The following is a 25684-nucleotide window of genomic DNA, read 5'->3' on the forward strand; positions in this document are numbered from 1 at the left end:
GAGATAACCATGAGCAATATCATTGGAACCGGCTTCAACGTCGGCTCGAAAGACGGCGAATTCGCCAGCCTCGAACAGGATCTGCGCGCACTTGCCGAAATCGGCGTCGACACGGTCGAACTCGGCATCACGAGTGTCGACCTGATCGCCGGCGGTCGCATCATCAGGGAACGGGCCGACCGCCTCATCGCGCTCACCAGCCAGTTCGACTTCCGCTACACGGTGCACGGCCTCGTATCCTCGAACTTCATGGATCCGGTGACCTGCCGCTACCAGCTTGACGCCGCCAAGGCGTTGGTCGAGATCTGCGACCGGGTTGGTGCACGCATCCTCGTCCAGCACGGCGGTTGCCTGCGCGCCGACCAGATTGCCGAACGCGCCGGAGCTGACCTTCGCGAACGGGAGGCGCTGCTCGAACTCGCCGAGTTCTGCAAGCCGTATGGCGTGAGGATCGCGCTGGAGAACATCTTCACCACCGAGCCCGGCCAGTATCGCCAGACGCCGGCCGAGGTGGCGGCAACCGTAAAGGCCCTGAACCATCCGAACATTGTCGCGCTGATCGACTTCAGCCACGCCTATATCGAATCGACCTATCGCGGGCTCAACTTCCGCGACCAACTCCGTGCCATGGCGCCCGTCGCCGGGCATCTGCATGTCCATGATTCCTTCGGCCGTCCGCAGGGCTTTTATCAGGGCTACCATCCGCAGGAAAACACCGCGATGGGCATCGGCGACCTTCACATGCCGCTCGGCTGGGGCGACATCGATTGGGACGACATCTTCAGCGAGCTGGAATTCCTGCCCGGCACCGTGCTGATGATGGAAATAGGCGCCCGCTACCGTGCCGAACAGCCGGAAAGCCTTGAACGCGCCCGCAATCTCATCGCGCTGAACAGTCACAAGACTGCTGTCGCCGCCGAGTGAAAAGACTGGCTGCCGCCGAGAATATCAACCGGCGGCAGCCGCTCTCTTTGTGACGACCTTCAAACCAGTGTCACAACGACCCGTTATCGGATCATCGCCAGGCAGGTCCGTGGGGACCGAAGGACCCGAAACCGCGCCGAGGGCCAAATGTCGACGCTTCAGGACATCGCATCCAAAGCCGGCTGCTCGACAGCCACCGTCAGCCGGGTCCTCAACCGCAGCGGTCCGGTGAGCGAAGGCATGGTGCGGCGCGTGCGCAAGGCGGCCTCCGACCTCGGTTATCGCCGGACGGAACGCCCCGCCCCGATGATCCGCCGCCGGTCCGCCATCGGCGTGCTGATCCCGAGCATCACCAATCCCGTCTTTGCCGCTTCGCTGCTCGGCATCCAAAACCGCATGCGCGTTTCCGGGATCGGCGTACTGATCGCACAATCGGACTACGACCCGGCGCGCGAGGCGGAAGCCATCGAATATCTCCTTTCCGAGAAGCCAACAGGCCTGATCCTTACGGTGTGCAACCCGCTGAAGAGCGAACTGTCCCTGCCCTTTGCCATGCCGCCAACCGTGCTGCTCAACAACCTGCCAACACCACGCTTTCCTGCGGCAGTGACGACCGACAACCGGCTCGCCGGGCAGGAAATCACAGAATATCTGATCGAACATGGCCATCGGCGAATCCTTTTCGTCTCCGGCCATTTCGAGGCGTCCGACCGGGCCAAGCTGCGCTATGACGGCCATTGCGAGGCCATGGCCGCCGCCGGTCTGCCCGTGCTCGATGCGCTGCAGATCCCCTTCGTCACGGGTCATGACGAACTCGATCTTGCCGAACCTCTGAAACGCCAGCGACCAACGGCCATCATCGCTTCCAACGATCTCCTCGCGCTGGGGGTCATTGGGGCGATCAGGCGCGAAGGGCTTACAGTTCCCGGTGACATCTCCGTTGTCGGCTTCGACGGCATCGCCATCGGCCGCCTGATCGATCCGCCGCTCACGACGGTGGAAATGCCCGATACCAGCATGGGCGCAACCGCCGCCTCGCTGTTGCTCGATATCGCCGACAACGCCGCGACCCCGCGTCACCTGATGATCGGTTACAAGCTGCATGCCGGCGGCACCGTGCGTCGGCTGAGCTGACGCTTTCATCTTCCTCCTGCATCGACGAAAGCGCCGCCCATTCGGGCGGCGCTTCTTGGCTCCTCGTGAGTGAGATGCCTCAACTGCGCGGCAGCAGGCTTTCGACTTCGGCAGCAGCGTCATCCAGAGCTTCCTTCGGCGAAGCCGTCTGCTCGACCACGCGCGACAGGTTCTCGACGATCGTCTGGGTGACCTTTACGCCGTTGGAACCCGGGAAGGCATACCACGGGATCATACGCGGCATCTGCGAAAGGCCAGCGACGAAGAGCGGGTTTTCCTTATAGAAGTTGCCGAGATATTCAGGCGAAGCGGCAGCGAGTTCGTTGTTCGGCACATAGCCGGTGCCCGGCACGACGACCGAGGCGCCGAAGGGGCCAGCGGCGAACTTGATGAACTTCCATGCGGCATCCTGCTTGGCGACGTCGCGGGTCAGCATGACAGCGGCGTTACCGCCGGTCGGCAGCTTGCCGTTCACCGGATCGATCAGCGGGATCTGGGCGGTGCGCAGGTCGAACTTGTCGCCAACGTTCTTGATGGTGTTGCGCAGCGCGCCAGTGGTCTGGAAGGCAAAACCGACCTTGCCGGCAACGAAGGCCTGCTCACCGGCCTGCTTGGTGAAGACCGGCAGACCGCCTTCCTTGACCATGCGGTCGAGCAGTTCAATAGCCTTCTGACCTTCCGGACCGTTGAAGGCGACTGCGCTTTCATTGTCGTTCAGCATCTTGCCGCCGGCGCCGAACAGAAGTGCGGAGAACATCCAGTCGTCGCCCTGCCAGCGGAAGTCGATGCCTTCATTGCCGTCGCCGAGCGCCTTGATCTTGGAGGAAAGCGCAATCACTTCGTCCCAGGTCTTCGGCGGGGTATCCGGGTTGCCGCCGGCTTTGCGAACGAGGTCGGCATTGTAATACATGATAGGGTTAGACGTCGCGAAGGCGAGACCGACCTGCTTGCCCTTGACCTGGGCGAGCTTCAGGATGTTGTCCGAGAAGCCCTGCTCGGCCATGTTGCCGTCCTTGGCGATGAACGGCGCGAGATCGACCGGGATATCGCGCTCGTTGACCATGCGCAGGCGGTTGAGGCCGATGAAGGTGATGTCAGGCATTTCGGCCGTGCCGGCCTGACGCATAATGGTCTGGATGCCTTCCTCATAGGTCGCGGAAGGATTGGCAAAGGTGATCTTGATATCCGGATTTTCTTCCATGAACTTCTTCGAGATCGTGTCCATCACGTCCTTGAAGAAACCGGGCATCGGATAGTGAACATTGAGCGTCGTTTCGGCATGGGCCGGAACGATTGTCGCCAGCGTCACGGCCGCCGCGGCAATCGCCTTTTTGAAGAGAGTCATCGCTGTGCTCCTGGGTTGGACCGATCAGCCTTTCAGACCGGTCATGGTGATACCCTCGACGAACCGCTTCTGCGCGAGCAGGAAGGCGAGGACGAGGGGAAGAGTGATGATGAGGGTCGCGGCCATCAGCGCGCCGTAGTCGTCGCCGGCTTCCGCGGCGCGGAAATAGAGAAGTCCGAGCGGCGGCGTCGCATAGGCCTGGTTGGTAACGACGATCAGCGGCCAGAACAGGTCGTTCCAGTGGGCCACCACCGAGAAGATCGAGAAGGCGGTGATCGCTGGCCAGGCATTGGGCACGATGACCCTCATCACAATGCCCGTCTCCGACATGCCGTCGAGCCGCGCCGCATGGATCAGGTCATCAGGAATGCCGCGAAAGAACTGCAGGAAGAGAAAGATGGCGAAGACGGAGATCGAAAAGGGCGCGACAAGGGCGAAGTAACTGTTCAGCACCGACATCCTGTCGAAGGCGACATAAAGCGGCAGCGCGGTCGCATGGATCGGCACCAGCAGGCCGAGCATGACCAGCGCCATCATCAGCCGCGCTGCCCGGAAGGAGAGCTTTGCCATGGCATAGGCGCAGGGAATGGCGACCACCACCTGCACGATCAGGATCAGGCCACAGACGACCACGCCATTGAGAAGCAGGCTAACCATGGAGACGCGGCTGAGGGCTTTGGAGAAATTCTCCACATAGAACCAGGTTTGCGGGATCAGCGAGAGCGACGACGAAAAGATATCGCTCTGCGCCTTGCCGGCCGTGGAGATCATGAAGATGTAGGGCGCGAGGAAAACGATCGCCCCGATTGTCAGAACCGAAAGTCGGAGGATGCGGCCGAGAGAAAGAGCGTCGTTCGTCATGCGTAGTGCACCTTCCGGTCCATGACGCGGTACTGGAGAAACATCAGCGACACGAGGATCGCGAGGAAGATCACCGTCATGGCCGAGGCATAGCCGACCCGCAGGTAGACGAAACCTTCCTGGTAGATGGTGAAAAGCAAAACCTCCGAAGCCTTGTTGGGGCCGCCTTCAGTCAGCGTCTTGACCGTCTCGAACACCTTGACCGCGTTGATGATGCTGATCGTGGTGACGAAGAGCGTGGTCGGCCCCAGCATCGGCCACGTCACGAGACCGAAGCGCGAGAAAGCCGAGCGCGCGCCATCGATCTCCGCCGCCTGATAGAGTTCGCGTGGGATCGCGGAGAGACCGGCCAGGAACAGCACCATGTTGAAACCGGTCGATTGCCAGATGCCGATGATCGCAAGGCTGGTCAACACGGTGCTGGACGCGCCGAGCCAGTTCGGACCGGTGATGCCCACCAGATCGAGAAGAGCGTTGATCGGGCCGATGGTCGGGTGGAAGAGATATTGCCAGACGGTCGCCATGGCGACGAGCAGCGATGCGACCGGCAGAAAATAGGCCGTGCGGAAAAATCCCTTGCCCCAGCCTTCCGCCTCGATGAGAAGTGCGATGCCAAGGCCGAGCGCCATGGATAGAGGCGCGACGATGGCCGCGTAGACCGCGGTGTTCCACAGAGACTTGCGGAAGGTCCGGTCGCTGATCAGGTCGGCATAATTCTCGAAGCCGACGAAACGGAAGCTGCCGTAACCGAGTTCGAAATCGGTGAAGCCTAGGAAGATCACGGCAATCGTCGGCAGGATGATGAAGAGCAGCATCAGCACGAGCGCGGGTGCGGACAGAAGAAGCGCAATACGCGCCTCCCGACGGCGCGCGACCTTTGCCGGCGAATGAGCCGAACCCGCCTGCATCCCGTCGAAAGCGAGGCTAGCCATGAAGCGCCTCCACCCGATGCCCGGCGACCGAAGCGACATCCGCCGACAGTCTTGCGCCGTGTTCGTCAAAGACCATCAACGCTTCGGGAGCAATCTTCAGGTCGACGCGCTGACCGGCCGACAGGCCGATGGCCTCGGCGGGCGATATCTTCGCGACGACGATGGTTTCCATCGCCGCCAGCCGGGTAAACACCACGACTTCCGAACCGAGGAATTCCAGTCGCTCTACGCTCGCCGGCAGCCCACCTTCGCTGCTTGCCGCAAGCCGGACGAACTCCGGTCGGAAGGCGACGGAAACCGGTGCGCCCGCAACGAGATAGCTGCGCGTGGCAAGCCTGATGTCGCCGGCCTGCACCAGACCGCTGTCATCGACCCGGGTGGAGATCACGTTGATGCGCGGCTGGCCCAGAAAGCGGGCGACCTCGATATGGGCGGGATCGTCATAGATGTTGCGGGGCGTATCGAGCTGCAGCATCCGGCCGCCGATCATTACCGCCACGCGGTCAGCCATGGAAAGCGCTTCCGACTGGTCATGCGTGACGTAAAGCGTCGGCACGCCGGCCTTGCGATGCAGTTCGACGATCTCGCCGCGGGCATGAACGCGCAGGTTTGCGTCCAGATTGGAAAGCGGCTCGTCCATCAGGAAGACGTTGGGATGACGCACCATGGCGCGGGCAAGAGCCACGCGCTGGCGCTGGCCGCCGGACATCTGCCCCGGTTTGCGGTCGAGCAGGTGATCGATCTTGAGCGACGTCGCCATCTCGTTGACCTGACGCTGGATATCGGCGCGGATCTGGCGCTGGCTGCCGATCATCCCGCCGATCACAGGCAGACGGCCGGCCGTGCTCAGCCGCCGCATGGCAAGCGGCACGGCGATATTCTGCGCGGCGGTCAGGTGCGGATAAAGCGCGTAGGACTGGAAGACCATGGCGACGTTGCGGTCTCCGGCTGCCTTGTGCGCCACATCGGTACCGCCGATGACGATCTCGCCGCAATCGGCATGGTCGAGACCGGCGACGATACGCAGAAGCGTGCTCTTGCCGCAGCCCGACGGCCCGACCAGCGCGATGAATTCACCAGCCTCGGCTTCGAGACTGACACCCTTCAGGATGCTGTTGCCGCCATAGGATTTTTCGATGCCGCGAAGGCTGAAGGCGCTCATTGGGCCGTCTCCACCGGAACAGCGGCAGCACGCGGATAAACCTCATCGATGACGTCATCGAGAACGTGGGCAGTCGTCCCTTCGACAGCGAAGACCTCGCTCGTCACCTCATCGCCGAGGTAATGCACCACGCCGCCGACAAGACGCTCGCCCGGCATCTCGCGCTCCATCTTGTCGAGAATGAAAGATGTTGGCGGCGCCCAGACGAGTTTGGTGTCGTTCAACGCACCCTGCCATGTCCAGTGCAGATGACCGCTGGCGTAGAGCGCCACGTCATGAGCCGCAATAAGATCGATCAGACGCTGGCGTTCTGCCGGCGTTGCACCCCAGTATCCCGTATCGCCTTCAGAAGGATCATCGACGAACAGCGGCTTGTGGGCGAACATCGCCACACGGCGGCCGTCGCGGGTCTCCAGCTGTTCCGCCAGCCAGTTGAGCTGCATCGCCTCTTCGGCATGGCCGGAACCGACGAGCAGGCTGTTGATGCCGATCAGCCGCCACTCGCCCACATCCTTGGCAAAACGGTCAGGGCCGGCGAGACGCCGCCAGCGGGTAAGGCGCTCGTCATTGATCGGCTGATGAGAGCCAGGCATATGGCCGACATCGTGATTGCCGGGCACCATAAGCACCGGCACGTCGAGTTCATCGAGCAGCGCCATCGAGAAGACGATGTCGTCTTCCTTGTCGGCACCGTCGATGGTGAGGTCGCCGGTATGCACGACGAGATCGGGTTTCACTGCCTCGATCCAGCGGCGTACCGGTTCCCAGTTGCCGTTGAAATGCGGCTTGGACGGACTGAAATGCGTATCGCTGATCTGGACGATTTTCATGGGGCTGCACCTTGAAACACTGGAGGCGGGACGTTGTCCGCGCTATGTCCGATGTGTTTAGGTGCTGTCCGTGTCAGCCGCTTAACGGCCCTTTTCAGCCTTCTTCCAATTCCGTCATGAAACCGTCAGAAAACGATACCGCGCCGGTGTCTGTGACCGGCGCGGCATTCTCGATCATGACAGGTGATGGCGCTCCTGCAGCCCATAGACCGGCGTATCGATGCCCACCTGGCGGGCTTTCAGCTGCAGCGAGAGATACTGGGAATAATGCCGGGACTGATGCAGGTTGCCGCCGTGGAACCACAGTGCCTCCTGCTGGGTCGGCTTCCACATGTTGCGCTGCTCGCCTTCCCACGGACCGGGGTCCTTGGGCGTGTCGGAGCCGACACCCCAGCATTTGCCGACCTTGTCGGCTACTTCACGGGAAATGAGATCGGCGGCCCAGCCGTTCATCGAACCGTAGCCGGTCGCATAGACGACGAGATCGGCCGGTAGCACCGTGCCGTCCTTCAACACCACGGCATCTTCCGTCAGCCGCTCGACATCCGAGCCGGACTTGAGCTTGATCGAACCGTCAATCACCAGATCGCAGGCCCCGACATCGATGTAATAGCCGGAACCGCGCCGCAGATACTTCATGAACAGGCCTGAACCGTCAGCGCCCCAGTCCAGCATGAAGCCGGCCTTTTCCAGCGCGGCATAAAAGTCCGCATCCTTCTCCCGCATCCGGTTGTAAAGCGGGATCTGGAATTCATGCATGATGCGATAAGGTAGCGAGGCGAAGATCAGATCCGCCTTGCGCGTCGTCATCCCGGCGGCCACCGCTCTTTCAGAATAGAGATCGCCAAGGCCGATTTCCATCAGCGATTCCGACCGAACGATATGGGTGGAGGAGCGCTGCACCATGGTGACGTCGGCTCCTGCTTCCCAGAGCGCTGCGCAGATGTCGTGGGCAGAGTTGTTCGAGCCGATCACCACGACCTTCTTGCCGGCATAGGCATCGGGTCCCGGATGCTGGGAGGAATGCTGTTGCTCGCCCTTGAAGATATCCTGTCCGGGGACCTTCGGAACATTGGGCTTGCCCGACATGCCGGTTGCCAGCACCAGCTGCTTCGGCCGCAGAACCACCTCTTCGCCGTTGCGATCGACCACCACGGTCCATTCGCCGGTGGCCTCGTCGAACGACGCAGACTTGCAGGTGGTCGAGCCCCAATAGTTGAGCTCCATCACCTTGGTGTACATTTCCAGCCAGTCGCCGACCTTGTCCTTGGGCGTGAAGACCGGCCAGTTTTCCGGGAAAGGGATGTAGGGCAGGTGGTCGTACCAGACGGGATCATGCAGGCACAGCGACTTGTAGCGCTTGCGCCAGCTGTCGCCCGGCCGCTCGTTCTTCTCGATGATGATGGTCGGCACGCCAAGCTGGCGAAGGCGCGCGCCAAGCGCGATGCCGCCCTGCCCGCCGCCGATGATCACGACATAGGGCTGAGTATTGTAGCCGAGCTCGGCAGCTTCCTGCTCGCGCTTTTCCTTCCAGCTCTTGCGGCTCTTGTCATGGCCATGTTCGGCGCCCATCGGGCGTCGGATGCCCTTCGGCTCCTCATGGCCCTTCAGCTCGCTCATGGTGGTGAGAAGCGTCCAGATCAGGCCGTTCTTGAGGCGAATCTGGCCGTAGCCGCGCGCGGTACCGGTTTCGAATTCGAACCAGCCCTGGGTCACGCCGTCGTCTTCGCTTGCAGGCTCCTTCGCATCCTGCACGAAGTTTTCGGGCCTAACCGACGAAAGCTGGCTCTGCAGCATGTCGCGGATCTGCTCCCGACCTTCCAGTGTCTTGAGGTTCCAGGTGAAGGTAACGAGATCGCGCCAATGGCAATCCGCCTGGAACAGATTGACCGCGGCCTCGACATCACCCTGTTCAAGGGCGCGGCCGAGTTTGGCGAGAACGGTATCGATTTTGGTATTGGGGCTTCCGTCAAGCATGTCATCTCCTCCATGGTTGCTTGAAACTGCCTGATGCGATGCCGCGGCCTCTGCGGGCGGCATCTCAAGGGATCGCCGCAAACGCCAGCCGGGCTCCTCTTCCCGGCAGGCGACGCGGAAGACGCCTTATTTCGAAAGATCGATCAGGATCTTCAGATGCGTACCGGCCGGGTCGAGAAGGGCGTCAAAGCCTTCCTTGACCGCGGTATCCAGCGTGATGCGCTTGGTCACGACCTTCTTCGCCGGCAGCAGGCCTGAGGCGATGAGGCGAATGACGCGGGGCCAGTAATGGGTCGGATAGGCCCAGGAACCCTTCACTTCCAGATCGCGGAAGGTCACCTGGAACCAGTCGATCGGGTTTTCATGCGGATGCAGGCCGGTCTGCACCACCACGCCCTGCTTGCGCACGGCATCGACGCAGGCCTTGAGAGCATGCTCGTTGCCGACACATTCGATAGCAACGTCACACCCGACATTGCCTTCGGTCAGCGAACGAACGACGTCGCCCACATTGTCACGCTTGGGATTGATGGTGATGACGTCAGGCAGGATGCCCTTCGCATATTCCAGACGGGCATCGTTGAGGTCCGAAACGAAGAGCTGGGCAGCTCCAGCCGCGCGCGCGGCAAGGAGCGTCAGCATGCCGATCGGGCCGGCTCCGGTGACGAGAACGCTGTTGCCGGCGGACACACCGCCGCGGTCGCAGGCATAGACGGCAACCGCCGTCGGCTCGACCAGCGCGGCTTCCTCGTCAGTCATCTCATCCGGGATTTTCTGGACGTTATATTCGTTGACGATCGCGGCTTCTGCCATGCCGCCGCCATCCCAGCTCAGGCCCACCAGGGCTAGCTCCGTGCTGAGGTGGAAAAGCCCGCGGTCGGCGAAATAGTCGCCCGAACGCGGCATCACCAGCGGCTGGATGGAAACACGGTCGCCAACCTTTACCGAGGTAACACCCTCGCCGATCGCCTCGACCACACCACCGAATTCATGGCCGAGAACCTGCGGGCCATGCGCGCCGGTGAACGGATGCGGTTCGGTCGGAATGAAGATCGGGCCATAGCTGTATTCGTGAAGGTCGGTGCCACAGATGCCGACGAAGCGGTTGCTCACAAGAACCTGCCCCTTGCCCGGGTTCTTCGGTTCCGGAATGTCGTCGATACGCAGGTCCTTGGCTGCGTGGAAACGGAGGGCTCGCATGTTTACTCCCTTTTCTGCTTTTGTAATGCAGACTAGGCAGCAAGGTGCGTGCCATGGTGGACCGACCCCCGGAAAAGCCGCTGTTTCCTAGATTTTCATCCGGCAAGCCAATGCTTTTCCGCCGGGAGATGCGACAAGTGTGGCGCCACAGGTGCGGCACCATGCTCACCTCAGTGAAGCTTGCCGATATTGAAACGCCGCATCTGCCGATGAAGCGTGGTGCGGTCGATCCCGAGACGCCGGGCCGCCTCCGAAACATTACCGTCACAGGCGGAGAGAACGGCGCGAAGCTCGGCTTCACGCTTGTCTGTCGGCGCCGACGAACGCGTCCTGCCAAGATGCTCTGGAAGATCGGAAACCTCGATCAGACCTCCGTCACAGAGAGCGGCAGCAAAGGCCAGCGCATTGTCCAACTCGCGGATGTTTCCCGGCCAGTCATATCCGAGAACCACGCAGCGCGCCGCATCGGAAAGGCGCAACGGCTTACCGGCCGTCCCGTGCTTTTCCAGGAGACGGTCGAGCAGCCAGGGAAAATCGCCACGGTCGCGAAGCGACGGCAGGACGAGCATCGCCGCATTGAGGCGATAATAAAGATCCTCCCGGAAAAGGCCTTCCTCCACCAGAGAAGATAGCGGCCGGTGCGAAGCGGAGACAACCCGGAAATCCACCTTGCGCGGCACGGAACCGCCAACCGGCAGTACCTCTCCTTCTGCAAGCACGCGGAGCAACCGGCTTTGCGCGGTCGGAGACATGTCACCGATCTCGTCGAGGAACAGCGTGCCGCCATCGGCTTCCTCGACCAGTCCCTTGCGCCCCTTGGTCAGCGCACCGGTGAATGCGCCGGGAAGATAGCCGAACAGCTCACTTTCCACCAACTGGTCGGGAATGGCGGCGCAATTGATCGCGACGAACCGGCCCTTCAATCCGCTCGCATCATGGATGATGCGCGCGAGGAATTCTTTGCCGGTTCCTGTCGGCCCCTGGATGAGGATGGGCAGCGACGTGCGCCCGAGCCGGGTGACCTTGCGACGCAGTGCATCCATTTCCGGCGTATCGCCGCCGAGCCGGCCGACGGCCGGAACGGCGGACCGTTCGGAAGAAAGCGGAACGCCCCGGGTCTTCTGCTGCGGTTCGATCGCATGGGCATAGAGCGTGCTGCCATCGCGGATCGCGATGCGCCTGTCCTGCGGCAGCCGGCTGCGGGTGAGCGCGGCGAGTTCGTTGACGTCCGCATCGAAGAAGCGCACCACCGGCTGGCCGATGATGTCCTGCGGGCGACGCCAGTCCAGACCGCAGGAAGTCGCGAGAATCCGCGCGCCTCCGTGGGTCATGCCGCTGATCCGGCCGGAGCCATCAAGCGTGATGGCGGCTTCCGGATCCACATCGAGAAACTCAGGTGCCGCCGCAAAGCGCAGCACCAGATCGTTGCGGCTGTGCGCCATCAGATTGGCGAGTTCGATCCGGCGCACCGTCGAGGAAACGAAATGGCGCGCGATGTTCTGACTGGTCTTCAGGATCGGCGAACTGAGCAGCGAGATATCCAGCACCGCCGTCAGGGATCCATGCATGTCATAGATCGGTGCCGCCGTGCAGGAAAGTGGCGTATGCGTCATGTCGAAATGGTCGGTCTGGTGGATCGTCAGTGCCTCGCCGGTAGCGATACAGGCACCCACGGCGCAGGTTCCAGCTCTCGGCTCCGACCATTCCGAGCCGAGAAAGAGCCCGGCCTTGCGCAGGTTGTTGTTGAAGGAGGGATCGCCGAGGAATTCGACCGTCACGCCCTGCCGGTCGGATAGAAGCAGCACGTAGTTCTGCTCGGCAACCTGATGATAGAGCCGTTCCAGCCCGGACCGGGCGATGCGGACAAGATCCTCCGATTGCTGCCGGTGCTCGCGCAGAAGGGTCTCCGAGACGATGACCGCCTCGCGGGCGCGGGAGGGATCGAGTTGGTAATCCTCGAGGCAGCGCCGCCAGGACTCCACGACGATATCGTCACGCCCGGTCTGCACACCCTGGCTGACGCTTTCGATTTCCCTGACATGGTCAGCAAACGACATCGAACAATGCCGCGATCCCTCGGAAGAAAGACCGCCTCCGTTTCCCAATGTTCGAATATGCCAATCAAGAAAGGGGAATGTAAAGACTTTACGCCCGCCTCAGAAGCGGGCGCCGGATGAAAAGCCCGTGACCGCAATCTTGTTGGAAAGGAAGGGTAAGCTGTCGTCTTGCGGTTCAGCCGCCGTATTCGATGATTTCCAGCCCCGCATTGTAGTCGGTCGCATAGACGAGGCCGGCGGCATCTGGCCTTTGCCTGCGGCCAGAAAAACCCGGCTTTCCTAGAGCAGAAGGCAGTTATCGCGGATCTGATCGCACAGACTGCGGTTTCCGAGACCCAGAAACGCAAAAAGCCCGCGGAGGGGCTCTTTGGCATCATAGGGATTTTGGGTTGCGGGGGCAGGATTTAATCTTAACTTGTTATCGTCGCAACCGCCCAATGACCTACTAAAAATTCTTCTTACCGGCGACCGGAGCGGCCTATTTCGTACAGTAGCGTAACGAGCTTCACCTTGGTAAACGGGTCCAAGAATGTAAATACCATATTATGGAATGAACGATATTGGCCGAATAACTATCAGATATAACCTGACGATGCTCGGCGCAGAAGCTTTCGCCTACCACGTCGTGCGCTCTTCCGCAGCCACGGGCGGACTTGGTTCTCATACGGATGGTCGGCGACAAAATCCCAGAAGTCAGACAAGGTAATTTCCTGTGTGGTGGCAATCCTTGCAAAGTCGTCGACGATCACCTCCCAAATAGGGTCGCGGACGAACGAACCGATGGAACCGTCGTCGTGATAGCGAGGTCGGCTGCGAATACGGACCGCGCGCAAGCGAATGTCTTTGGATAGAGATCCGCCCGAAACGAGAACAAGCTCAGAAGACACTCCTTCAGATGGTGGCGCAAATTCATCCTTGTCTGTCATCTTCCAACTTGAACTGTCGCCAACGCGTTCGGCTCGAGTGAAATTTGCCAATGCAGTTCCGGCCCGTGAAATGCGCATTATGGAATCAAGGTCATCGGCAGCAAAAGAGGGAGGAAAGTACACGTTCTTGTGCGCGTTCAACCACTGAAGCTCGTTGAGTGCTACAACCTCGTCACGTCTTTTCAGTCGGATGACGTTGCCATCGGCATCCGCTCCGTAGACGTTCGGGTCATGTAAGAGCACCGCGAAGCGAGGCGAAAGTGGCATCAACATTTGCAGACCGGCGCGAGTGAGGCCGCCCATTCGATGGGGCTCTCTGACTCGTCCGAACCAGTTTGTTTGCACAACAGGATTGTCGGCAATGATAAACGGGATAGACGTCCCGTTGATGATCAGGAACTGCTTCAAATCAAAGAGGATAGGGCACATCGCCAAGGTTGTTGCAACGTTGTGATTGGCGGCATCCTTCAGCCCGATCTTGACGGATCGGAGTGCTTCCTCGCTGACCCGACCGTGCAGCCAAAGGCGAGTCATTTTTTCAGCCGTGTTGTTGTACTCTTCCTCGGCCCGCAGTGTTCGCGCCTTCTGAAGTGCAAGCATCTGTACGATGCTCCAGCCATCGCTGTCCTCGATCGAACGACTCTCGATCATTGAATAGCCCCTAGATTTGTAGACGCCTTCTTCCCTAAGACTGAGGCAAGGAGGCCTACATGGGCAAAGCCAATTTCACGGAAGAGTTCAAACGCGACGCGGTGCATCAGATCACCGAGCGGGGCTATCCGGTAGCGGAGGTCTCTCAGCGGCTGGGGGTCAGCCAGCATTCGCTCTACGAGTGGAAGAAGAAGTTCGGCACGTCGAACGGCAAGGGCAGCGATGAGGCCGAGGAGATCAGACGGCTCAAGCGAGAACTGGCTCGCGTGACCGAGGAACGCGACATCTTAAAAAAAGCGGCCGCGTACTTCGCCAGGGATGCAAAGTGAAGTACGCGTTCATTGCCCCGCATCGCCTGCGGTTCTCGGTGCGGGCGATGTGTCGGCTTCTTCATGTTCACCCGAGCGGATTCTATGCCTGGCTGAAGAACCCGTTGAGCAAACGGGCCAGCAAAGACAAACGACAGACCGATCTACTGTTTCAGGCTTGGCAGGAGAGCGGTAAGGTCTATGGCTATCGCAAGCTTCATGACGATCTGCTTGATCAGGGAGAGATGTGCTGCCCGAACCGCGTCGCACGTCTGACACGGCTTGCCGGGATCAAAGCTGAGATCGGCTACAAGCGCCGTCCCGGCATATATGGCGGCCGACCCTCTGTCGTTGTCGACAATGCGCTCGACCGGCAGTTCGACGTCGGAGCTGCGGACAAAGCGTGGGTCACAGACATCACCTATATCCGCACCTGCGAGGGCTTCGCCTACCTTGCTGTCGTCATCGATCTCTATTCCCGCCGGGTGATCGGCTGGGCAATGCAGAGCCGTCAAACCACGGACATCGTGCTGCAAGCCTTGCTCATGGCGGTTTGGCGACGCAAGCCGAAGAACGAGGTTCTGGTCCATTCGGATCAGGGCTCGCAGTTCACCAGCATGGACTGGGCTTCGTTCTTGAAGCACCACAATCTGGTTCATTCAATGAGCCGTCGTGGAAACTGCCACGACAACGCGGTCGCCGAAAGCTTCTTCAACCTTCTCAAGCGTGAACGCATACGCCGCAGGGTCTATCGCTCACGAGACGAAGTCCGCCAGGACGTGTTCGATTACATCGAAATGTTCTACAACCCGAAACGCAAGCACGTCAGAAACGGAATGCTGTCGTCGGTCGAGTTCGAGCGCCAACAGAAAACGTAGCCCGAGGGTGTCTACGAAACTCGGGGCTATTCAGTTCTATGTCGCGGAGAGCTTTCCGATACTCAGAATATTGTGAAACGAGAATGTCGTCTTCGTGGTCCATTATCAAATGCTTCGTTATGCCTTTTGCCCAATTGCCTGGCTTGGGAAAACTTCAGATTATTTGCCCTGCCCTTGCGACCGCGCCTCCGTCAGCGATGCGGCGATTGCGGCGATGGAGCGAAACAGGACGAGCGGATCGTCCTTCGAGGGCATGAAACCTCGGCGCTGCCAAAACTGAGCCGCTTCGTGATCGACGGCGTTGACCATCAACGCCCGCCCGCCGATCAGAGCGGCGGCCTGGACGCATCGCTCAAGGGCATGTTTCACCAGAGCTGTACCGATGCCTCTCCCCGCCCATTCCGTGTCCGTGGCAAGCTGGCCGAGGAGAAGACAGGGAACCGGATCGGGCGGCTGCCCGGTGCGGATCGAGCGCGGCAGGATCGCAGGAACGACAGCGGTCGGCGCCAAGCCGTAATACCCGACGACGCGCCAGGCCTCGTGAACGACGAGAACCGCAGTGAAACCTTTCTCCTGATTGGAAAGCGCGCGCGTCTTCAGCCAATGATCGAGCGTCGGTTTACTGCAGGAAAACTCGGAAACATCATGCGCCGCCGTGAGCGGTTCTGGAGCCGATAAAGCCACGGCTTATCGCTTCGGCTCGTAACCGGCTTCCCATGGCGCAGGCCGCCTGGCCAGTTCCACCATCTCGGGAACAGGAGCGGCCGGTAGGGACAAGACACCCATAAAATCAGCGAAGCCTTCCGGGCTCATGCGGATGAGCCCCTGCTCCATAACAACTTCTTCTGCGGCGCGCACAGCGGCCTCCCGCACGAAATCGGTTCGTGAGCGGCCGCGCAGGCTTGCCGCACGATCGATCATTGCGACGTCTGCTTCAGGCAAGCGCATTGAGATCGGGTATTCCTTGCGTTCGACAGTGGCGACCATAACTTATCTCCTTTACGGGGAAAATAGCGACTTGTAGCGCGAAATGCAATACGATACTATCAATCTCGTTCACGATCTGCCTTGCCATTATGGAATTAGCGCGGGAGGATGGTCACCGAGAAGTTTATATGCGCCACGGATCGGTTTCACGGAGTTTTCGTAGGTCATTTCACTATGCCAGCATACGATATGCTTCGCTGGACTGCTCCGTGACGCGCGCATCCGCCCCGACCATCGCCGCCTGCTCACCTTTGAATTCAGTTGTTTATCAGGGTTTTAGCGTGAATTTTGCGGGGCATGAGCCAGAAAGCACGCCCATCAGGGACTGGGGTATCGGAAAGCGAGCGCGAAGAGCTGCTCGCAGCGATGCTTCTGGACGCGCCAGAACTGGCACTTACCCCGCGCGGCAATCCAGATCCCCGTCTCGTGCAACTCGCCCGGTTGCTCGGCAGGCAGATGGCTCGTCAGAATTTCGAGGCGCAGTCGAACAAACGGGGTTCGGACGGCTCCTGAAGACGGGAGACCCCAATTGAAAGTCGCCATTTACGCCCGCTATTCCTCCGACAATCAACGCGATGCTTCCATCGCGGACCAGCTCCGCATGTGCCGGCTTCACGCGGAGAAGCAAGGTTGGCACATCGTAGAGGAATACACCGATCACGCGATCTCGGGCGCTTCCCTTCTTCGACCCGGCATTCAGGCGCTGATCTCGGATGCCACGCGCGGTCGTTTCGATCTGATCCTGGCCGAGGCGATGGATCGCCTGTCGCGCGATCAGGAAGACATCGCCGGCTTGTTCAAGCGGATGTCCTATTCGGGCGTAAAGATCTTCACACTGTCCGAAGGTGAAGTTTCGCATCTTCATATTGGCCTCAAGGGCACAATGAACGCCCTGTTTCTCAAGGATCTGACCGACAAGACGCGCCGCGGTTAGCGCGGGCGGGTCGAGGCCGGCAAATCGGGCGGCGGGAACGCCTACGGCTACGATGTCGTCAAAAAGCTGGACGGCAATGGCGAGCCTATTCGCGGTGACCGCACCATCAACGAGGCCCAGGCCAGGGTCGTAGAACGGATATTCCGTGACTACGCGGCCGGAAAGTCTGCCAAGACCATCGCGTTCGCGCTCAACAAGGAGGGAATACCGGCCCCTTCCGGGGGCGACTGGGGCTTCAGCACGATCAACGGCAACCCGAAACGCGGGAACGGCATCCTCACAACGAGATGTATATCGGCGAGATTGTCTGGAACCGTCAGCGCTTCGTCAAGGATCCCGATACGGGCAAGCGCCAAGCGCGGCCCAACCCGGAGTCAGAATGGGTCGTTCAGGAGGCGCCTGAACTGCGCATCATCGGCGACGAACTGTGGCAGACAGTAAAGGTCCGTCAAGGAGAGAACAGGATCGAGCCCGGCGCAACCGGCCACGCCGATGTCGCCGTCATCAACACGCGCCGTCGACCCAAGTACCTCTTCTCAGGGCTTACCAAATGCGCCTACTGCGGAGGCGGCTATTCGGCGATCTCGGTAAATCTGATCGGCTGCTCGACCGCGCGGAACAAGGACACCTGCGACAACCGTGTCAACATTCGCCGCGACGAGTTGGAATCGCGCGTGCTCAACGCGCTCCGAAACCGGATGCTTGATCCAGCGATCTTTGCGGAGTTCTGCGACGCCTATACACAGGAGACAAATCGTCTGCGCATGGAAAGCCGCGCGAATATCGATGCGGCTCAAGCTGAGATTGAGAAGATCAGCCGGGAGGAAGGCCGGTTGATGGACCTCTATCTTAAAGAGGCCATCTCCATCGAAGCCGTGAAGGAACGTGGCGATCTGTTGAAGCTCCGCAAGGCCGAGCTCAGCGCATTCCTCACGACCGCGGACGAGCCGCCTCCCCTTCTGCATCCTGCAATGGCGCAGCAATATCGTAAGCGAGTTCAGCAACTCTACGAAACGCTCCAGGACGACTCCGAGGAGAAGCGTATTGAAGCGGCGAACGTAATCCGTTCACTTGTCGAGGACATCATCCTGACGCCCGTCAAAGGCAAACTCGAGATCGACGTTCGCGGTGATCTCGCTGGAATCCTGACGCTATCGGTAAAAACGCAAAAGCCCGCCGAAGGGGCGGGCAAGTCGCAAGTAAAGATGGTTGCGGGGGCCTGATTGCACCTAGACTTGTACGAAGTCTCACTTGTGCAGCGACGAACTGGGCTTTTTGCCAGATAAGATGTGTTATGGAATTTCTCCGTACTTTCCAAGCTGTCCAGCACGGTGAGGTGTGTTGCGGAGATCGGCCCATTCGCGTTCAGTTGCCCCTGCCACAGACGCCGAATGCCCTCTTCGCCGGCCGAAGAACATATAGATCAAGCCGCAGGTTCCTACGGACTGGGGGCATTCATAGACGCTGAAAGGGCGCTACGCTTCGGCGCCAATTACGCATGCTGGTGCTTTTTGTTCTCCGTAGCCGAAGCTTTGCTGGCGGCGTTCGCTGCGCTTGTGTCCGCAATGGCGACGTCGACAGTGCTGGCGGCCAGAGCGAAAGCGATGAAGCTGCGACGATTGGTGTCTTCGAGTGCATTGGTCATGGCAGCGCCACTGCAATTCCCGACTGTGGCATTTTCCAAAGTCCTAACCAGCCGCTATTGGATCATCAATATCTTGGCTCTGGAAATGGTCGATCAAGAAGCGGGCGGCCGGTCCTGGAGGTGTGTCCGTTCGGTAAACAGCCTGAAGGCGATAAGGACCGCCCTTGCAGTCAGGGAGATCAAGGTGCACCAGACGCCCTGCCTGTATATCATCTCTCACCATTGGTTCGGGCATGTTGCCCCAGCCAATGCCTTCCTTTAGCAGCATGTGCTTGGCGCCAAGATCAGCGAGGCGCCACGTATGGTTCCCGACAACAGCAAACTCGTGCCCTTGGGTAAGAGGTGATCTGTCTGTCAAGACCAGCTGGATATGACCTCGGGCCGCGCCCGGAGGATGAGAACCACCCGCCAAGGGATGATCCGGCGAGGCGACGGGGATCAGCTTTACGAAGCCCACCCCGATGCGCTCCAGGCCCGCGATTTCGACATCAAGTGGGCCACTGATGCCGATCGCGGCGGTTCGATTGAGCACAATCTGCGTCACGGCGCCCAAGGCTTCGACATAAAGCCGAAGAGATACGCTGGGAAACTCTTTTCGAAAAGCTTTCAAGGCGTCCATGACGCGGGCGGCAGGTAGCATGACGTCCAGCGCGAGGTGCACCTCCGGCTCCACGCCGCGGAGCATACTTTTAACTTTAGCCCGGAGATTGTCGATGCCATGGGCGACGCCCTTAGCTTCAGCGAGGACCGTCCTCCCCTCCAACGTCAGCTGCGGCTTCTTCGTTGAGAGCCGGTCGAAGAGCGTGACACCCAACTGCGTTTCGAGGTTGGCAATCGTGTAGCTGATCACAGAAGTAGCACGGTTGAGCTTCCTGGACGCGGCCGCAAAGCTGCCTGTCTCGACGACCGTGATGAAAACTCTGAGCTGATCCAGCGTCGGCTGGCCGGGGTCTGACATTTCCAATTCCTCGAACGTTTTCGTCAAAATTATCTCAGTTTTCCGAAACGTCTAGTGGGCCTACCTTCAATCCATCGAATTCAACCGCCGGAGCTGACAATGTCTTATTTGTCGAACGCTGACATAGCGCAGGTTATCCTGCCCTCGACCCGTGACCTCGGAGGCTTCTCCGTCCGCCGGGCCCTGCCCGCAGCCATGCGCCAGATGGTCGGGCCGTTCATATTTCTCGACAGTTTCGGACCTGTGCGGTTCGGTGCTGGAGAAGGGATTGATACCCGCCCTCACCCACATATCGGCCTTTCAACACTCACTTACCTTCTAGAAGGTGAGCTGCTGCATCGTGACAGCGAAAGCTACGTGCAGGCGATCAACCCCGGGGAAGTCAATCTGATGGTCGCCGGTTCCGGCATTGTCCACTCGGAGAGGACGCCGGAACATATCCGCAAGGACGGCGGCAAACTCACGGGCCTGCAGAGCTGGATCGCTCTCCCTAAACAATCGGAAGAGATTGGGCCGCTCTTTCAGCACCTTGGCACCCATGAACTGCCAACGATCAATGGCGAGGGCATCGATATGAAGCTTCTCGCCGGCAACCTGCACGGACGGCGCTCACTTGCCAGAACCTTCTCTGACCTCTTCTCTGCAGAGATCCAACTTCAGGCTGGAGCCCGCTACAGGATCGACGGAGAGCATATCGAGCGAGCGATCTTCGTCGTCACCGGTACAATCGAGATCATCGGGCAAGACGGTACATATGGTCCGGATCGTCTCATCGTGTTCAAGCCGGGCGCCGAGATCGTGGTGAAAGCGAACCATCCAGCCCGGTTTCTTGCCTTCGGAGGCGAGCCGCTTCCTGAAAAGCGGTTCATCCGCTGGAATTTCGTGGCCACGGACCAGGAGCGCATTCGCCATGCTGCCGACCAGTGGCGCGAACGACAATTCCCCGGCGTGCCCGGCGACGACGAGTTCATTCCCCTCCCCGACAACTTCACCTGAAATCAAATACAACCAAGGAGAAATACCATGACGACCTATGCAATCATCGGTTCCGGTGCGATCGGCTCTGCACTGGCCGAACGTTTTCATGCAGCAGGCGTGTATGCCGTTATCGCCAATACCCGCGGTCCGGCTTCGCTTCAGTCAATCACCGAGAAGTTCGATACCAAGGTGGAGGCGGTCGAACTCGATCAGGCTCTTCAGTCGGACGTCCTTATTCTGGCCGTGCCTTACGACGCCGTGCCGGACGTCGCCCGCAGAAAGACTGCCTGGGATGGCCGCACGATCGTCGATGCGACAAATGCAATTGACTTTCCCGCCTTCAAACCGCGCGACCTCGGTGGCCGACTATCATCGGAGATCGTCGCAGAGCTTTTTCCCGGCGCCCAGCTTGTCAAGGCGTTCAACACCCTCCCGGCCGCCGTTCTGGCTGCCGATCCGGAGAAAACGAGTGGAAAGCGCGTTCTCTTCCTATCAGGTAACTATCCGGAGGCCAGCAAGAAGGTAGCAGACCTCATTGCTCGTCTGGGTTTCGCTCCGTCTGATCTAGGCAGTTTCAAAGCCTCCGGGTCCCTTCAGCATTTCGGGCAGCCGCTGGTCGCGCTCAACCTGCTGAAGGACTGAAATCGTTCCATAGAGAGCGATTACAGGGAAGGCAATTTTGGATCTCTGGCGCCACATACAGTCGATTAAATCGAACGCTATGGATCAAATTATGCAGCTTTTATCGAACGATGAAAAAACAGATGTTGCTTTCATCGACACCAACATACCCACGGAGTTACAGAAATGACCAAGGTTCTCGTTCTCTACTACTCGTCCTACGGCCACATCGAGACAATGGCGGGCTCAATCGCTGAAGGCGCACGAAGCACCGGCGCCGATGTGACGATCAAGCGCGTCCCGGAAACTGTCCCGCTCGAAATTGCCGAAAAGGCTCATTTCAAGATCAACCAGGACGCACCGATTGCGACGGTAGCGGAACTCGCCGACTATGACGCGATCATCGTCGGTACCGGAACACGCTTCGGGCGGATGTCGTCGCAGATGGCGGCCTTCCTCGACCAGGCCGGTGGCCTGTGGGCACGGGGAGCTCTCAACGGCAAGGTGGGCGCAGCGTTCGCATCGACCGGCACCCAGCATGGCGGACAGGAAACCACCCTGTTCTCGATCATCACCAACCTCATGCACTTTGGCATGATCATCGTCGGCCTGCCCTATAGCCACCAGGGCCAGATGAGCACTGAAGAAATTGTTGGTGGCGCTCCTTACGGGGCAACGACAGTTGCCGGTGGCGACGGGTCGCGCCAGCCTTCGCAGATCGATCTCGCGGGTGCCTTCCACCAGGGCGAGATCGTCGCCCGCACTGCAGCTGCTCTTGTCGCTGCCCGCAACTAAACCCGCCTAAATCAATCTTAAAATTCAGCTCCAACCAGACCAGCCGATTGCGATCGGCTGGTAAGGAGAAGTCATGTCCTCGCTTTTCTCAAACAAGGTTGTCGCGGTCACCGGTGCAGGCTCTGGGATCGGTCGGGCGATAGCACTTGGGCTCGCTCGCGACGGCGCAACAGTACATCTGGCTGATCGCGATGCCGCCGCGCTCACCCAAACTGCAGAGCTCATCCGAGCCGAAGATGGCAGGGTGTTCACAACCGAACTTGACGTAGCAAGCGAACTCCAGGTCGTCGGATGGATCGAGCAGATCGGTTCTACATCCGGCTGTCTCCATGCGGCCTTCAACAATGCGGGTATAACCGGCCCTGCGAAGCGCATCGAAGACTATGCTCTTGAGGATTTTCAACGGGTGATCGCCGTCAATCTGCAAAGTGTTTTTCTCGGGATGAAGTACCAGATCCCGTTGATCAAGCGCAGTGGCGGTGGCTCGATCGTAAACACAGCTTCGGTCGCTGCTTTGACGGGACTAGGAGGCATGAGTGCCTACGCTGCTTCAAAGCATGGCGTGCAAGGGCTGACCCGGGTTGTCGCGATGGAAAATGCGGCGCACGGCATCCGCGTCAACGCGATTGCGCCCGGCTGGACTGAAACGCCAATGGTTGTGGCAAACAGCCAACAAAACCCCGCCTTTGCCGCACTCGCTCAAAACGCCATTCCTGCCAAACGCGGCGGCAGGCCGGAGGAAATCGCGGCCGCGGCAATCTGGCTTGCCTCCGAAGCCACCTCCTATGTCACCGGACACATGCTGACCGTCGATGGCGGCATGACGATTGGTGGCTTCGAACTTTGACGCTCAATCTTGAAAGGAACATCCCATGTCTGACCAAAACGAAGCATTGAAAGCAGTCGTCCGCCGTAACACACTCGAGGTGCAGTCCGGCGGTAATTTCGAGCTCTTTGACCAGCTTTTCGCCGAAGACTTTCTGGACCACACACCGCAGCCTGGGGGGACGCCAGACAAGGAAGGAGCCCGCCGCCTTTACCATGCTCTGCGCGAAGCCTTCCCGGACTTCCACGCCGAAATTCACTGGCAAGCGGTCGACGGCGACATCGTGACGACTTTCAAGACCTATCACGGCACGCATCAGGGCGTCGTCCTTGGGATCGCGCCAACGGGCCGCCAGATCAAGTTCGAAACCGTCGACGCCATGCGCATTCGCGACGGCCAGATCGTCGAACACTGGGGCGTGGCCAACCTCTATTATCTTCTGCAACAACTCGACGCCCTGCCCTCCTCGGCTCCCAAAGTGCCGGAACATTAAGGATCACCACAATGAGCAACAGCAACATTCTCGACGGCAAGGTCGTCATCGTAACCGGCGCATCAAGCGGCATTGGCCGTGCGATCGCCATCCGGGCTGCCGAACATGGCGCCAAAGCAGTTATCGTCTCTGACGTCGTGGAAGCACCGCGCGAAGGCGGTGAACCGACTGCCTCCGAGATCAGAAAACTGGGGGCAAAATCCGTCTTCGTGAAAGCAGACGTCAGCCGCAAGGCTGACAACGACGCCCTCGTTGCGGCGGCAGAAGAATTCGGCGGCGTCGATGTCATGGTCGCAAATGCAGGCATTACGCTGAAGACAGACGGGGCGGAGGTTCCGGAAGACGATTACCGCCGCCTGATGTCTGTCAATCTCGATGGCCCGCTATTTGGAGCGCAGGCAGCTGCGCGTCAGATGAAAGCACTCAACAAGCAGGGCAGCATTGTCCTCATGGCAAGCATGGGCGGGATCTCTGGCGCCGGCATCACCGTCGCCTACTCGACCAGCAAGGGCGGCGTTGTGCTGATGGCCAAATCATTGGCCGACGCTCTTGGCCCTGACGGAATCCGCGTCAATGCAGTCGCACCCGGCACCATCGACACCGAGCTTCTTCGCACCAGCCCCGGCATCGCACAGGCCTCCGAGGGCTTTCGCCAGAGGACGCCGCTTCGCCGGCTTGGCAAACCGGCAGAAGTCGGAGATGCTGTCGCCTTCCTTGGCTCGGACCTATCGAGCTATGTGTCTGGTACCACGCTCCTCGTGGATGGAGGGCTGCTCTCCGTTATCTGATTTCTCGACCCTCCAGTCGGACCCGCGCCCTCAAAAAGCGCGGGTTTTTCTTTGCTTCCATCATTCGATTTTCTCGACGATAATCGGCGATATTATCCAGCTTTTTCGTTCGCTTGGATGATGGCAATTTCTCCCCACGACGCAGCCACGGTGGCTACGCCCCAAACTTAAGGAGAACGTCCATGTCTTATTCCGAAGCAATCGCCCAGCGCGTTGAAACTCTCTCCCATTCGGCCCTCATCAACGGCGTCACGCCTCTCACCGGCCGCGTCCTGCTGGCGGCAATCTTCCTTCTGTCCGGAATCAGTAAGATCTCTGATCCAGCTGGGACGATCGGCTATATCAATATGGTCGGCCTGCCCTTCCCGCCGCTGTCCTACGGTGCAGCGGTCGTGACTGAGCTCCTGGGCAGCATTGCCCTGATCCTCGGCTTCCAGACCCGCATCGTCGCTCTGATCCTTGCCCTGTTCAGCGTTGCCACGGCACTGACGTTCCACAACAACCTCAGCGACCTGAACCAGTTCATCCACTTCTTCAAGAACATCGCAATGGCCGGCGGCCTGCTCCAGGTCGTGGCGTTCGGCGCAGGCCGTTTCAGCCTCGACGCCCGCCGCTAAGCGAAGCACCCGATCAAAAGAAAAGCCCGGACGATGGTCCGGGCTTCTCGTGCTTTTTACTTGCCCCATTCCGGGCCGCCATCGGTGCAGGTCTGGCCCCCATCGACAGGCAGGACAATTCCGGTGATCCAGGCCGCTTCATCACTGGCAAGAAAAGCAACCGCCGAGGCAATCTCTTCAGGTTGGCCTGCCCGTCGCAACGGAATCCGGTCCCACGCCTTATCGAGAAGCGCGTCGTCATCCATGATAGCATCCACCATTCCCGTGACAGTAAGCCCGGGCGCCACTGTATTGGCTCTGACACCGAACTTGCCGAGGTCACAGGCTGCTGAGCGGGTCAAATTCGCAACCCCACCCTTTGCAGCATTATAGGCCGCATGGCTCCAGCCGCCACCAAGGGATGACACGGAGCCGATGTTGACGATCGAACCCTTGGTCTCCTTCAGATGCGGGACCGCTGCACGGCTCATGTAGAAGACACCGGAGAGGTCAGAGGCAATGCACTCGTCCCAATCCTGATCGCTCGTCTCTTCGATGGTGCCGACGAGATTCATGCCGGCGGCATTGACGACAGTGTCGATCCGGCCGAAGCGCTCCACGGTCGCGGCAACAAGGGCGTCGCAGTCCGGCCGTGAAGAAACATTCGCGACAAAGGTGCCACTGCGGTCGGCCGGCATCTTGGAGGCAACGTCCGACAACCGCTTCTCCGTCCTGCCGGAGATCATCACGGACGCTCCTTCTTCAAGAAGCCGGTTAGCAATGGCGGCGCCGATACCGGAACCACCGCCCGTTACGATTGCTACCTTTCCATCAAATCGCTTTGACATGACACACTCCTTCATTCTCCGTGGCGAAGG

27 protein-coding genes and 1 pseudogene are annotated in these 25684 nt (G+C 59.9%); 14 read left to right on the forward strand and 14 right to left on the reverse strand.

Annotated elements, in window-relative coordinates; all coding sequences use genetic code 11:
• Positions 1-9: 9 nt before the first annotated feature.
• Together NBH21_RS21165 and NBH21_RS21170 are read left to right on the forward strand one after the other, a co-directional pair.
• On the forward strand, positions 10-924 hold the full coding sequence (locus NBH21_RS21165; protein WP_250914893.1) for a TIM barrel protein: 915 nt from the start codon (positions 10-12) through the stop codon (positions 922-924).
• 147 nt (positions 925-1071) lie between these two features.
• A complete protein-coding gene (locus NBH21_RS21170) occupies positions 1072-2058 on the forward strand; it encodes a LacI family DNA-binding transcriptional regulator (RefSeq protein WP_250914892.1) in 987 nt (328 codons plus the stop codon).
• 79 nt (positions 2059-2137) lie between these two features.
• On the opposite strand, the gene NBH21_RS21175 is transcribed toward NBH21_RS21170, so the two are convergent.
• The 9 genes from NBH21_RS21175 to NBH21_RS21215 form a co-directional block, all read right to left on the reverse strand.
• Positions 2138-3403, reverse strand: a complete 1266-nt coding sequence (locus NBH21_RS21175; RefSeq protein ID WP_250914891.1) for an ABC transporter substrate-binding protein — start codon at positions 3401-3403, stop codon at positions 2138-2140.
• A 24-nt stretch (positions 3404-3427) separates the two neighbouring features.
• A complete protein-coding gene (locus tag NBH21_RS21180) occupies positions 3428-4264 on the reverse strand; it encodes a carbohydrate ABC transporter permease (RefSeq protein ID WP_250914890.1) in 837 nt (278 codons plus the stop codon).
• The gene (locus NBH21_RS21185) at positions 4261-5172 is read right to left on the reverse strand and encodes a carbohydrate ABC transporter permease (RefSeq protein ID WP_250914997.1); all 912 of its coding nucleotides are present in this window, start codon (positions 5170-5172) and stop codon (positions 4261-4263) included. The genes NBH21_RS21180 and NBH21_RS21185 overlap by 4 nt, the downstream gene beginning before the upstream one ends.
• Before the next feature lie 16 nt (positions 5173-5188).
• Positions 5189-6358: an ABC transporter ATP-binding protein gene (locus NBH21_RS21190; RefSeq protein ID WP_250914889.1), complete on the reverse strand. Its 1170-nt coding sequence runs from the start codon at positions 6356-6358 to the stop codon at positions 5189-5191.
• Entirely contained in the window at positions 6355-7188 is an 834-nt protein-coding gene (locus NBH21_RS21195) for a metallophosphoesterase family protein (RefSeq protein ID WP_250914888.1), read from the reverse strand. The genes NBH21_RS21190 and NBH21_RS21195 overlap by 4 nt, the downstream gene beginning before the upstream one ends.
• Before the next feature lie 174 nt (positions 7189-7362).
• Positions 7363-9165, reverse strand: a complete 1803-nt coding sequence (locus NBH21_RS21200; protein WP_250914887.1) for an NAD(P)/FAD-dependent oxidoreductase — start codon at positions 9163-9165, stop codon at positions 7363-7365.
• Positions 9166-9291: 126 nt separating this feature from the next.
• Positions 9292-10365 (reverse strand): 2,3-butanediol dehydrogenase, encoded by a 1074-nt coding sequence (locus NBH21_RS21205; RefSeq protein WP_250914886.1) that lies wholly within the window; start codon positions 10363-10365, stop codon positions 9292-9294.
• Between the two features lie 170 nt (positions 10366-10535).
• A complete protein-coding gene (locus NBH21_RS21210; RefSeq protein ID WP_250914885.1) occupies positions 10536-12422 on the reverse strand; it encodes a sigma-54-dependent Fis family transcriptional regulator in 1887 nt (628 codons plus the stop codon).
• 575 nt (positions 12423-12997) lie between these two features.
• Positions 12998-13999 carry a DUF4238 domain-containing protein gene (locus NBH21_RS21215; RefSeq protein ID WP_250914884.1) on the reverse strand — a complete coding sequence of 334 codons (1002 nt, stop codon included), beginning with the start codon at positions 13997-13999 and terminating at the stop codon, positions 12998-13000.
• A 59-nt stretch (positions 14000-14058) separates the two neighbouring features.
• Here NBH21_RS21215 and NBH21_RS21220 point away from each other — a divergent pair.
• A protein-coding gene (locus NBH21_RS21220; RefSeq protein ID WP_250914883.1) for an IS3 family transposase occupies positions 14059-15185 on the forward strand; the annotation gives its coding sequence in 2 pieces (ribosomal slippage) (positions 14059-14284 and positions 14284-15185; 1128 coding nt in all).
• A 159-nt stretch (positions 15186-15344) separates the two neighbouring features.
• On the opposite strand, the gene NBH21_RS21225 is transcribed toward NBH21_RS21220, so the two are convergent.
• On the reverse strand, positions 15345-15869 hold the full coding sequence (locus NBH21_RS21225; RefSeq protein ID WP_250914882.1) for a GNAT family N-acetyltransferase: 525 nt from the start codon (positions 15867-15869) through the stop codon (positions 15345-15347).
• A 3-nt stretch (positions 15870-15872) separates the two neighbouring features.
• Entirely contained in the window at positions 15873-16172 is a 300-nt protein-coding gene (locus NBH21_RS21230; protein WP_250914881.1) for a type II toxin-antitoxin system TacA family antitoxin, read from the reverse strand.
• A gap of 297 nt (positions 16173-16469) precedes the next feature.
• Here NBH21_RS21230 and NBH21_RS21235 point away from each other — a divergent pair, with 297 nt between their 5' ends.
• From NBH21_RS21235 to NBH21_RS21250, 4 genes and pseudogenes are all read left to right on the forward strand, one after another.
• Positions 16470-16685 carry a hypothetical protein gene (locus NBH21_RS21235; protein WP_250914880.1) on the forward strand — a complete coding sequence of 72 codons (216 nt, stop codon included), beginning with the start codon at positions 16470-16472 and terminating at the stop codon, positions 16683-16685.
• Positions 16686-16701: 16 nt separating this feature from the next.
• Complete coding sequence (locus tag NBH21_RS21240) at positions 16702-17106, forward strand: recombinase family protein (protein ID WP_250914879.1); 405 nt, start codon at positions 16702-16704, stop codon at positions 17104-17106.
• A gap of 138 nt (positions 17107-17244) precedes the next feature.
• A pseudogene (locus tag NBH21_RS26180) lies at positions 17245-17295 on the forward strand (hypothetical protein); the annotation flags it as partial.
• A gap of 98 nt (positions 17296-17393) precedes the next feature.
• Positions 17394-18329 carry a recombinase zinc ribbon domain-containing protein gene (locus tag NBH21_RS21250; protein ID WP_250914878.1) on the forward strand — a complete coding sequence of 312 codons (936 nt, stop codon included), beginning with the start codon at positions 17394-17396 and terminating at the stop codon, positions 18327-18329.
• 269 nt (positions 18330-18598) lie between these two features.
• Here the strand turns inward: NBH21_RS21250 and NBH21_RS21255 are convergent, their stop codons facing one another.
• On the reverse strand, positions 18599-18751 hold the full coding sequence (locus tag NBH21_RS21255; RefSeq protein ID WP_210059102.1) for a hypothetical protein: 153 nt from the start codon (positions 18749-18751) through the stop codon (positions 18599-18601).
• Between the two features lie 43 nt (positions 18752-18794).
• Positions 18795-19709 carry a LysR family transcriptional regulator gene (locus NBH21_RS21260; RefSeq protein WP_250914996.1) on the reverse strand — a complete coding sequence of 305 codons (915 nt, stop codon included), beginning with the start codon at positions 19707-19709 and terminating at the stop codon, positions 18795-18797.
• Between the two features lie 99 nt (positions 19710-19808).
• Between NBH21_RS21260 and NBH21_RS21265 the strand changes: the two genes are divergently transcribed.
• The 7 genes from NBH21_RS21265 to NBH21_RS21295 all read left to right on the forward strand — a co-directional run bounded on the left by NBH21_RS21265 (position 19809) and on the right by NBH21_RS21295 (position 24827).
• Positions 19809-20705: a pirin family protein gene (locus NBH21_RS21265; RefSeq protein WP_250914877.1), complete on the forward strand. Its 897-nt coding sequence runs from the start codon at positions 19809-19811 to the stop codon at positions 20703-20705.
• 27 nt (positions 20706-20732) lie between these two features.
• Complete coding sequence (locus tag NBH21_RS21270; protein ID WP_250914876.1) at positions 20733-21329, forward strand: NADPH-dependent F420 reductase; 597 nt, start codon at positions 20733-20735, stop codon at positions 21327-21329.
• Between the two features lie 165 nt (positions 21330-21494).
• On the forward strand, positions 21495-22103 hold the full coding sequence (gene wrbA / locus NBH21_RS21275; RefSeq protein ID WP_154962234.1) for an NAD(P)H:quinone oxidoreductase: 609 nt from the start codon (positions 21495-21497) through the stop codon (positions 22101-22103).
• A gap of 73 nt (positions 22104-22176) precedes the next feature.
• Complete coding sequence (locus tag NBH21_RS21280; RefSeq protein ID WP_250914875.1) at positions 22177-22950, forward strand: SDR family NAD(P)-dependent oxidoreductase; 774 nt, start codon at positions 22177-22179, stop codon at positions 22948-22950.
• A gap of 25 nt (positions 22951-22975) precedes the next feature.
• Positions 22976-23422 carry an ester cyclase gene (locus NBH21_RS21285; RefSeq protein ID WP_250914874.1) on the forward strand — a complete coding sequence of 149 codons (447 nt, stop codon included), beginning with the start codon at positions 22976-22978 and terminating at the stop codon, positions 23420-23422.
• Between the two features lie 11 nt (positions 23423-23433).
• Positions 23434-24210 carry an SDR family oxidoreductase gene (locus NBH21_RS21290; RefSeq protein ID WP_250914873.1) on the forward strand — a complete coding sequence of 259 codons (777 nt, stop codon included), beginning with the start codon at positions 23434-23436 and terminating at the stop codon, positions 24208-24210.
• A gap of 182 nt (positions 24211-24392) precedes the next feature.
• Complete coding sequence (locus NBH21_RS21295) at positions 24393-24827, forward strand: DoxX family protein (RefSeq protein ID WP_112682971.1); 435 nt, start codon at positions 24393-24395, stop codon at positions 24825-24827.
• A 56-nt stretch (positions 24828-24883) separates the two neighbouring features.
• On the opposite strand, the gene budC is transcribed toward NBH21_RS21295, so the two are convergent.
• A complete protein-coding gene (gene budC, locus NBH21_RS21300; protein WP_250914872.1) occupies positions 24884-25654 on the reverse strand; it encodes a meso-2,3-butanediol dehydrogenase in 771 nt (256 codons plus the stop codon).
• Positions 25655-25684 lie beyond the last annotated feature (30 nt).

The sequence above is a fragment of the Ciceribacter sichuanensis genome (assembly GCF_024055605.1).
In the GTDB taxonomy this organism is placed as follows: Bacteria; Pseudomonadota; Alphaproteobacteria; order Rhizobiales; family Rhizobiaceae; genus Allorhizobium; species Allorhizobium sichuanense.

Coding starts and splice junctions, on each gene's coding strand:
- NBH21_RS21165 (WP_250914893.1), top strand. CDS start 10: ATGAGCAATATCATTGGAACCGGCTTCAACGTCGGCTCGAAAGACGGC.
- NBH21_RS21170 (WP_250914892.1), top strand. CDS start 1,072: ATGTCGACGCTTCAGGACATCGCATCCAAAGCCGGCTGCTCGACAGCC.
- NBH21_RS21175 (WP_250914891.1), bottom strand. CDS start 3,403: ATGACTCTCTTCAAAAAGGCGATTGCCGCGGCGGCCGTGACGCTGGCG.
- NBH21_RS21180 (WP_250914890.1), bottom strand. CDS start 4,264: ATGACGAACGACGCTCTTTCTCTCGGCCGCATCCTCCGACTTTCGGTT.
- NBH21_RS21185 (WP_250914997.1), bottom strand. CDS start 5,172: ATGCAGGCGGGTTCGGCTCATTCGCCGGCAAAGGTCGCGCGCCGTCGG.
- NBH21_RS21190 (WP_250914889.1), bottom strand. CDS start 6,358: ATGAGCGCCTTCAGCCTTCGCGGCATCGAAAAATCCTATGGCGGCAAC.
- NBH21_RS21195 (WP_250914888.1), bottom strand. CDS start 7,188: ATGAAAATCGTCCAGATCAGCGATACGCATTTCAGTCCGTCCAAGCCG.
- NBH21_RS21200 (WP_250914887.1), bottom strand. CDS start 9,165: ATGCTTGACGGAAGCCCCAATACCAAAATCGATACCGTTCTCGCCAAA.
- NBH21_RS21205 (WP_250914886.1), bottom strand. CDS start 10,365: ATGCGAGCCCTCCGTTTCCACGCAGCCAAGGACCTGCGTATCGACGAC.
- NBH21_RS21210 (WP_250914885.1), bottom strand. CDS start 12,422: ATGTCGTTTGCTGACCATGTCAGGGAAATCGAAAGCGTCAGCCAGGGT.
- NBH21_RS21215 (WP_250914884.1), bottom strand. CDS start 13,999: ATGATCGAGAGTCGTTCGATCGAGGACAGCGATGGCTGGAGCATCGTA.
- NBH21_RS21230 (WP_250914881.1), bottom strand. CDS start 16,172: ATGGTCGCCACTGTCGAACGCAAGGAATACCCGATCTCAATGCGCTTG.
- NBH21_RS21235 (WP_250914880.1), top strand. CDS start 16,470: ATGAGCCAGAAAGCACGCCCATCAGGGACTGGGGTATCGGAAAGCGAG.
- NBH21_RS21250 (WP_250914878.1), top strand. CDS start 17,394: ATGTATATCGGCGAGATTGTCTGGAACCGTCAGCGCTTCGTCAAGGAT.
- NBH21_RS21255 (WP_210059102.1), bottom strand. CDS start 18,751: ATGACCAATGCACTCGAAGACACCAATCGTCGCAGCTTCATCGCTTTC.
- NBH21_RS21260 (WP_250914996.1), bottom strand. CDS start 19,709: ATGTCAGACCCCGGCCAGCCGACGCTGGATCAGCTCAGAGTTTTCATC.
- NBH21_RS21265 (WP_250914877.1), top strand. CDS start 19,809: ATGTCTTATTTGTCGAACGCTGACATAGCGCAGGTTATCCTGCCCTCG.
- NBH21_RS21270 (WP_250914876.1), top strand. CDS start 20,733: ATGACGACCTATGCAATCATCGGTTCCGGTGCGATCGGCTCTGCACTG.
- wrbA (WP_154962234.1), top strand. CDS start 21,495: ATGACCAAGGTTCTCGTTCTCTACTACTCGTCCTACGGCCACATCGAG.
- NBH21_RS21280 (WP_250914875.1), top strand. CDS start 22,177: ATGTCCTCGCTTTTCTCAAACAAGGTTGTCGCGGTCACCGGTGCAGGC.
- NBH21_RS21285 (WP_250914874.1), top strand. CDS start 22,976: ATGTCTGACCAAAACGAAGCATTGAAAGCAGTCGTCCGCCGTAACACA.
- NBH21_RS21290 (WP_250914873.1), top strand. CDS start 23,434: ATGAGCAACAGCAACATTCTCGACGGCAAGGTCGTCATCGTAACCGGC.
- NBH21_RS21295 (WP_112682971.1), top strand. CDS start 24,393: ATGTCTTATTCCGAAGCAATCGCCCAGCGCGTTGAAACTCTCTCCCAT.
- budC (WP_250914872.1), bottom strand. CDS start 25,654: ATGTCAAAGCGATTTGATGGAAAGGTAGCAATCGTAACGGGCGGTGGT.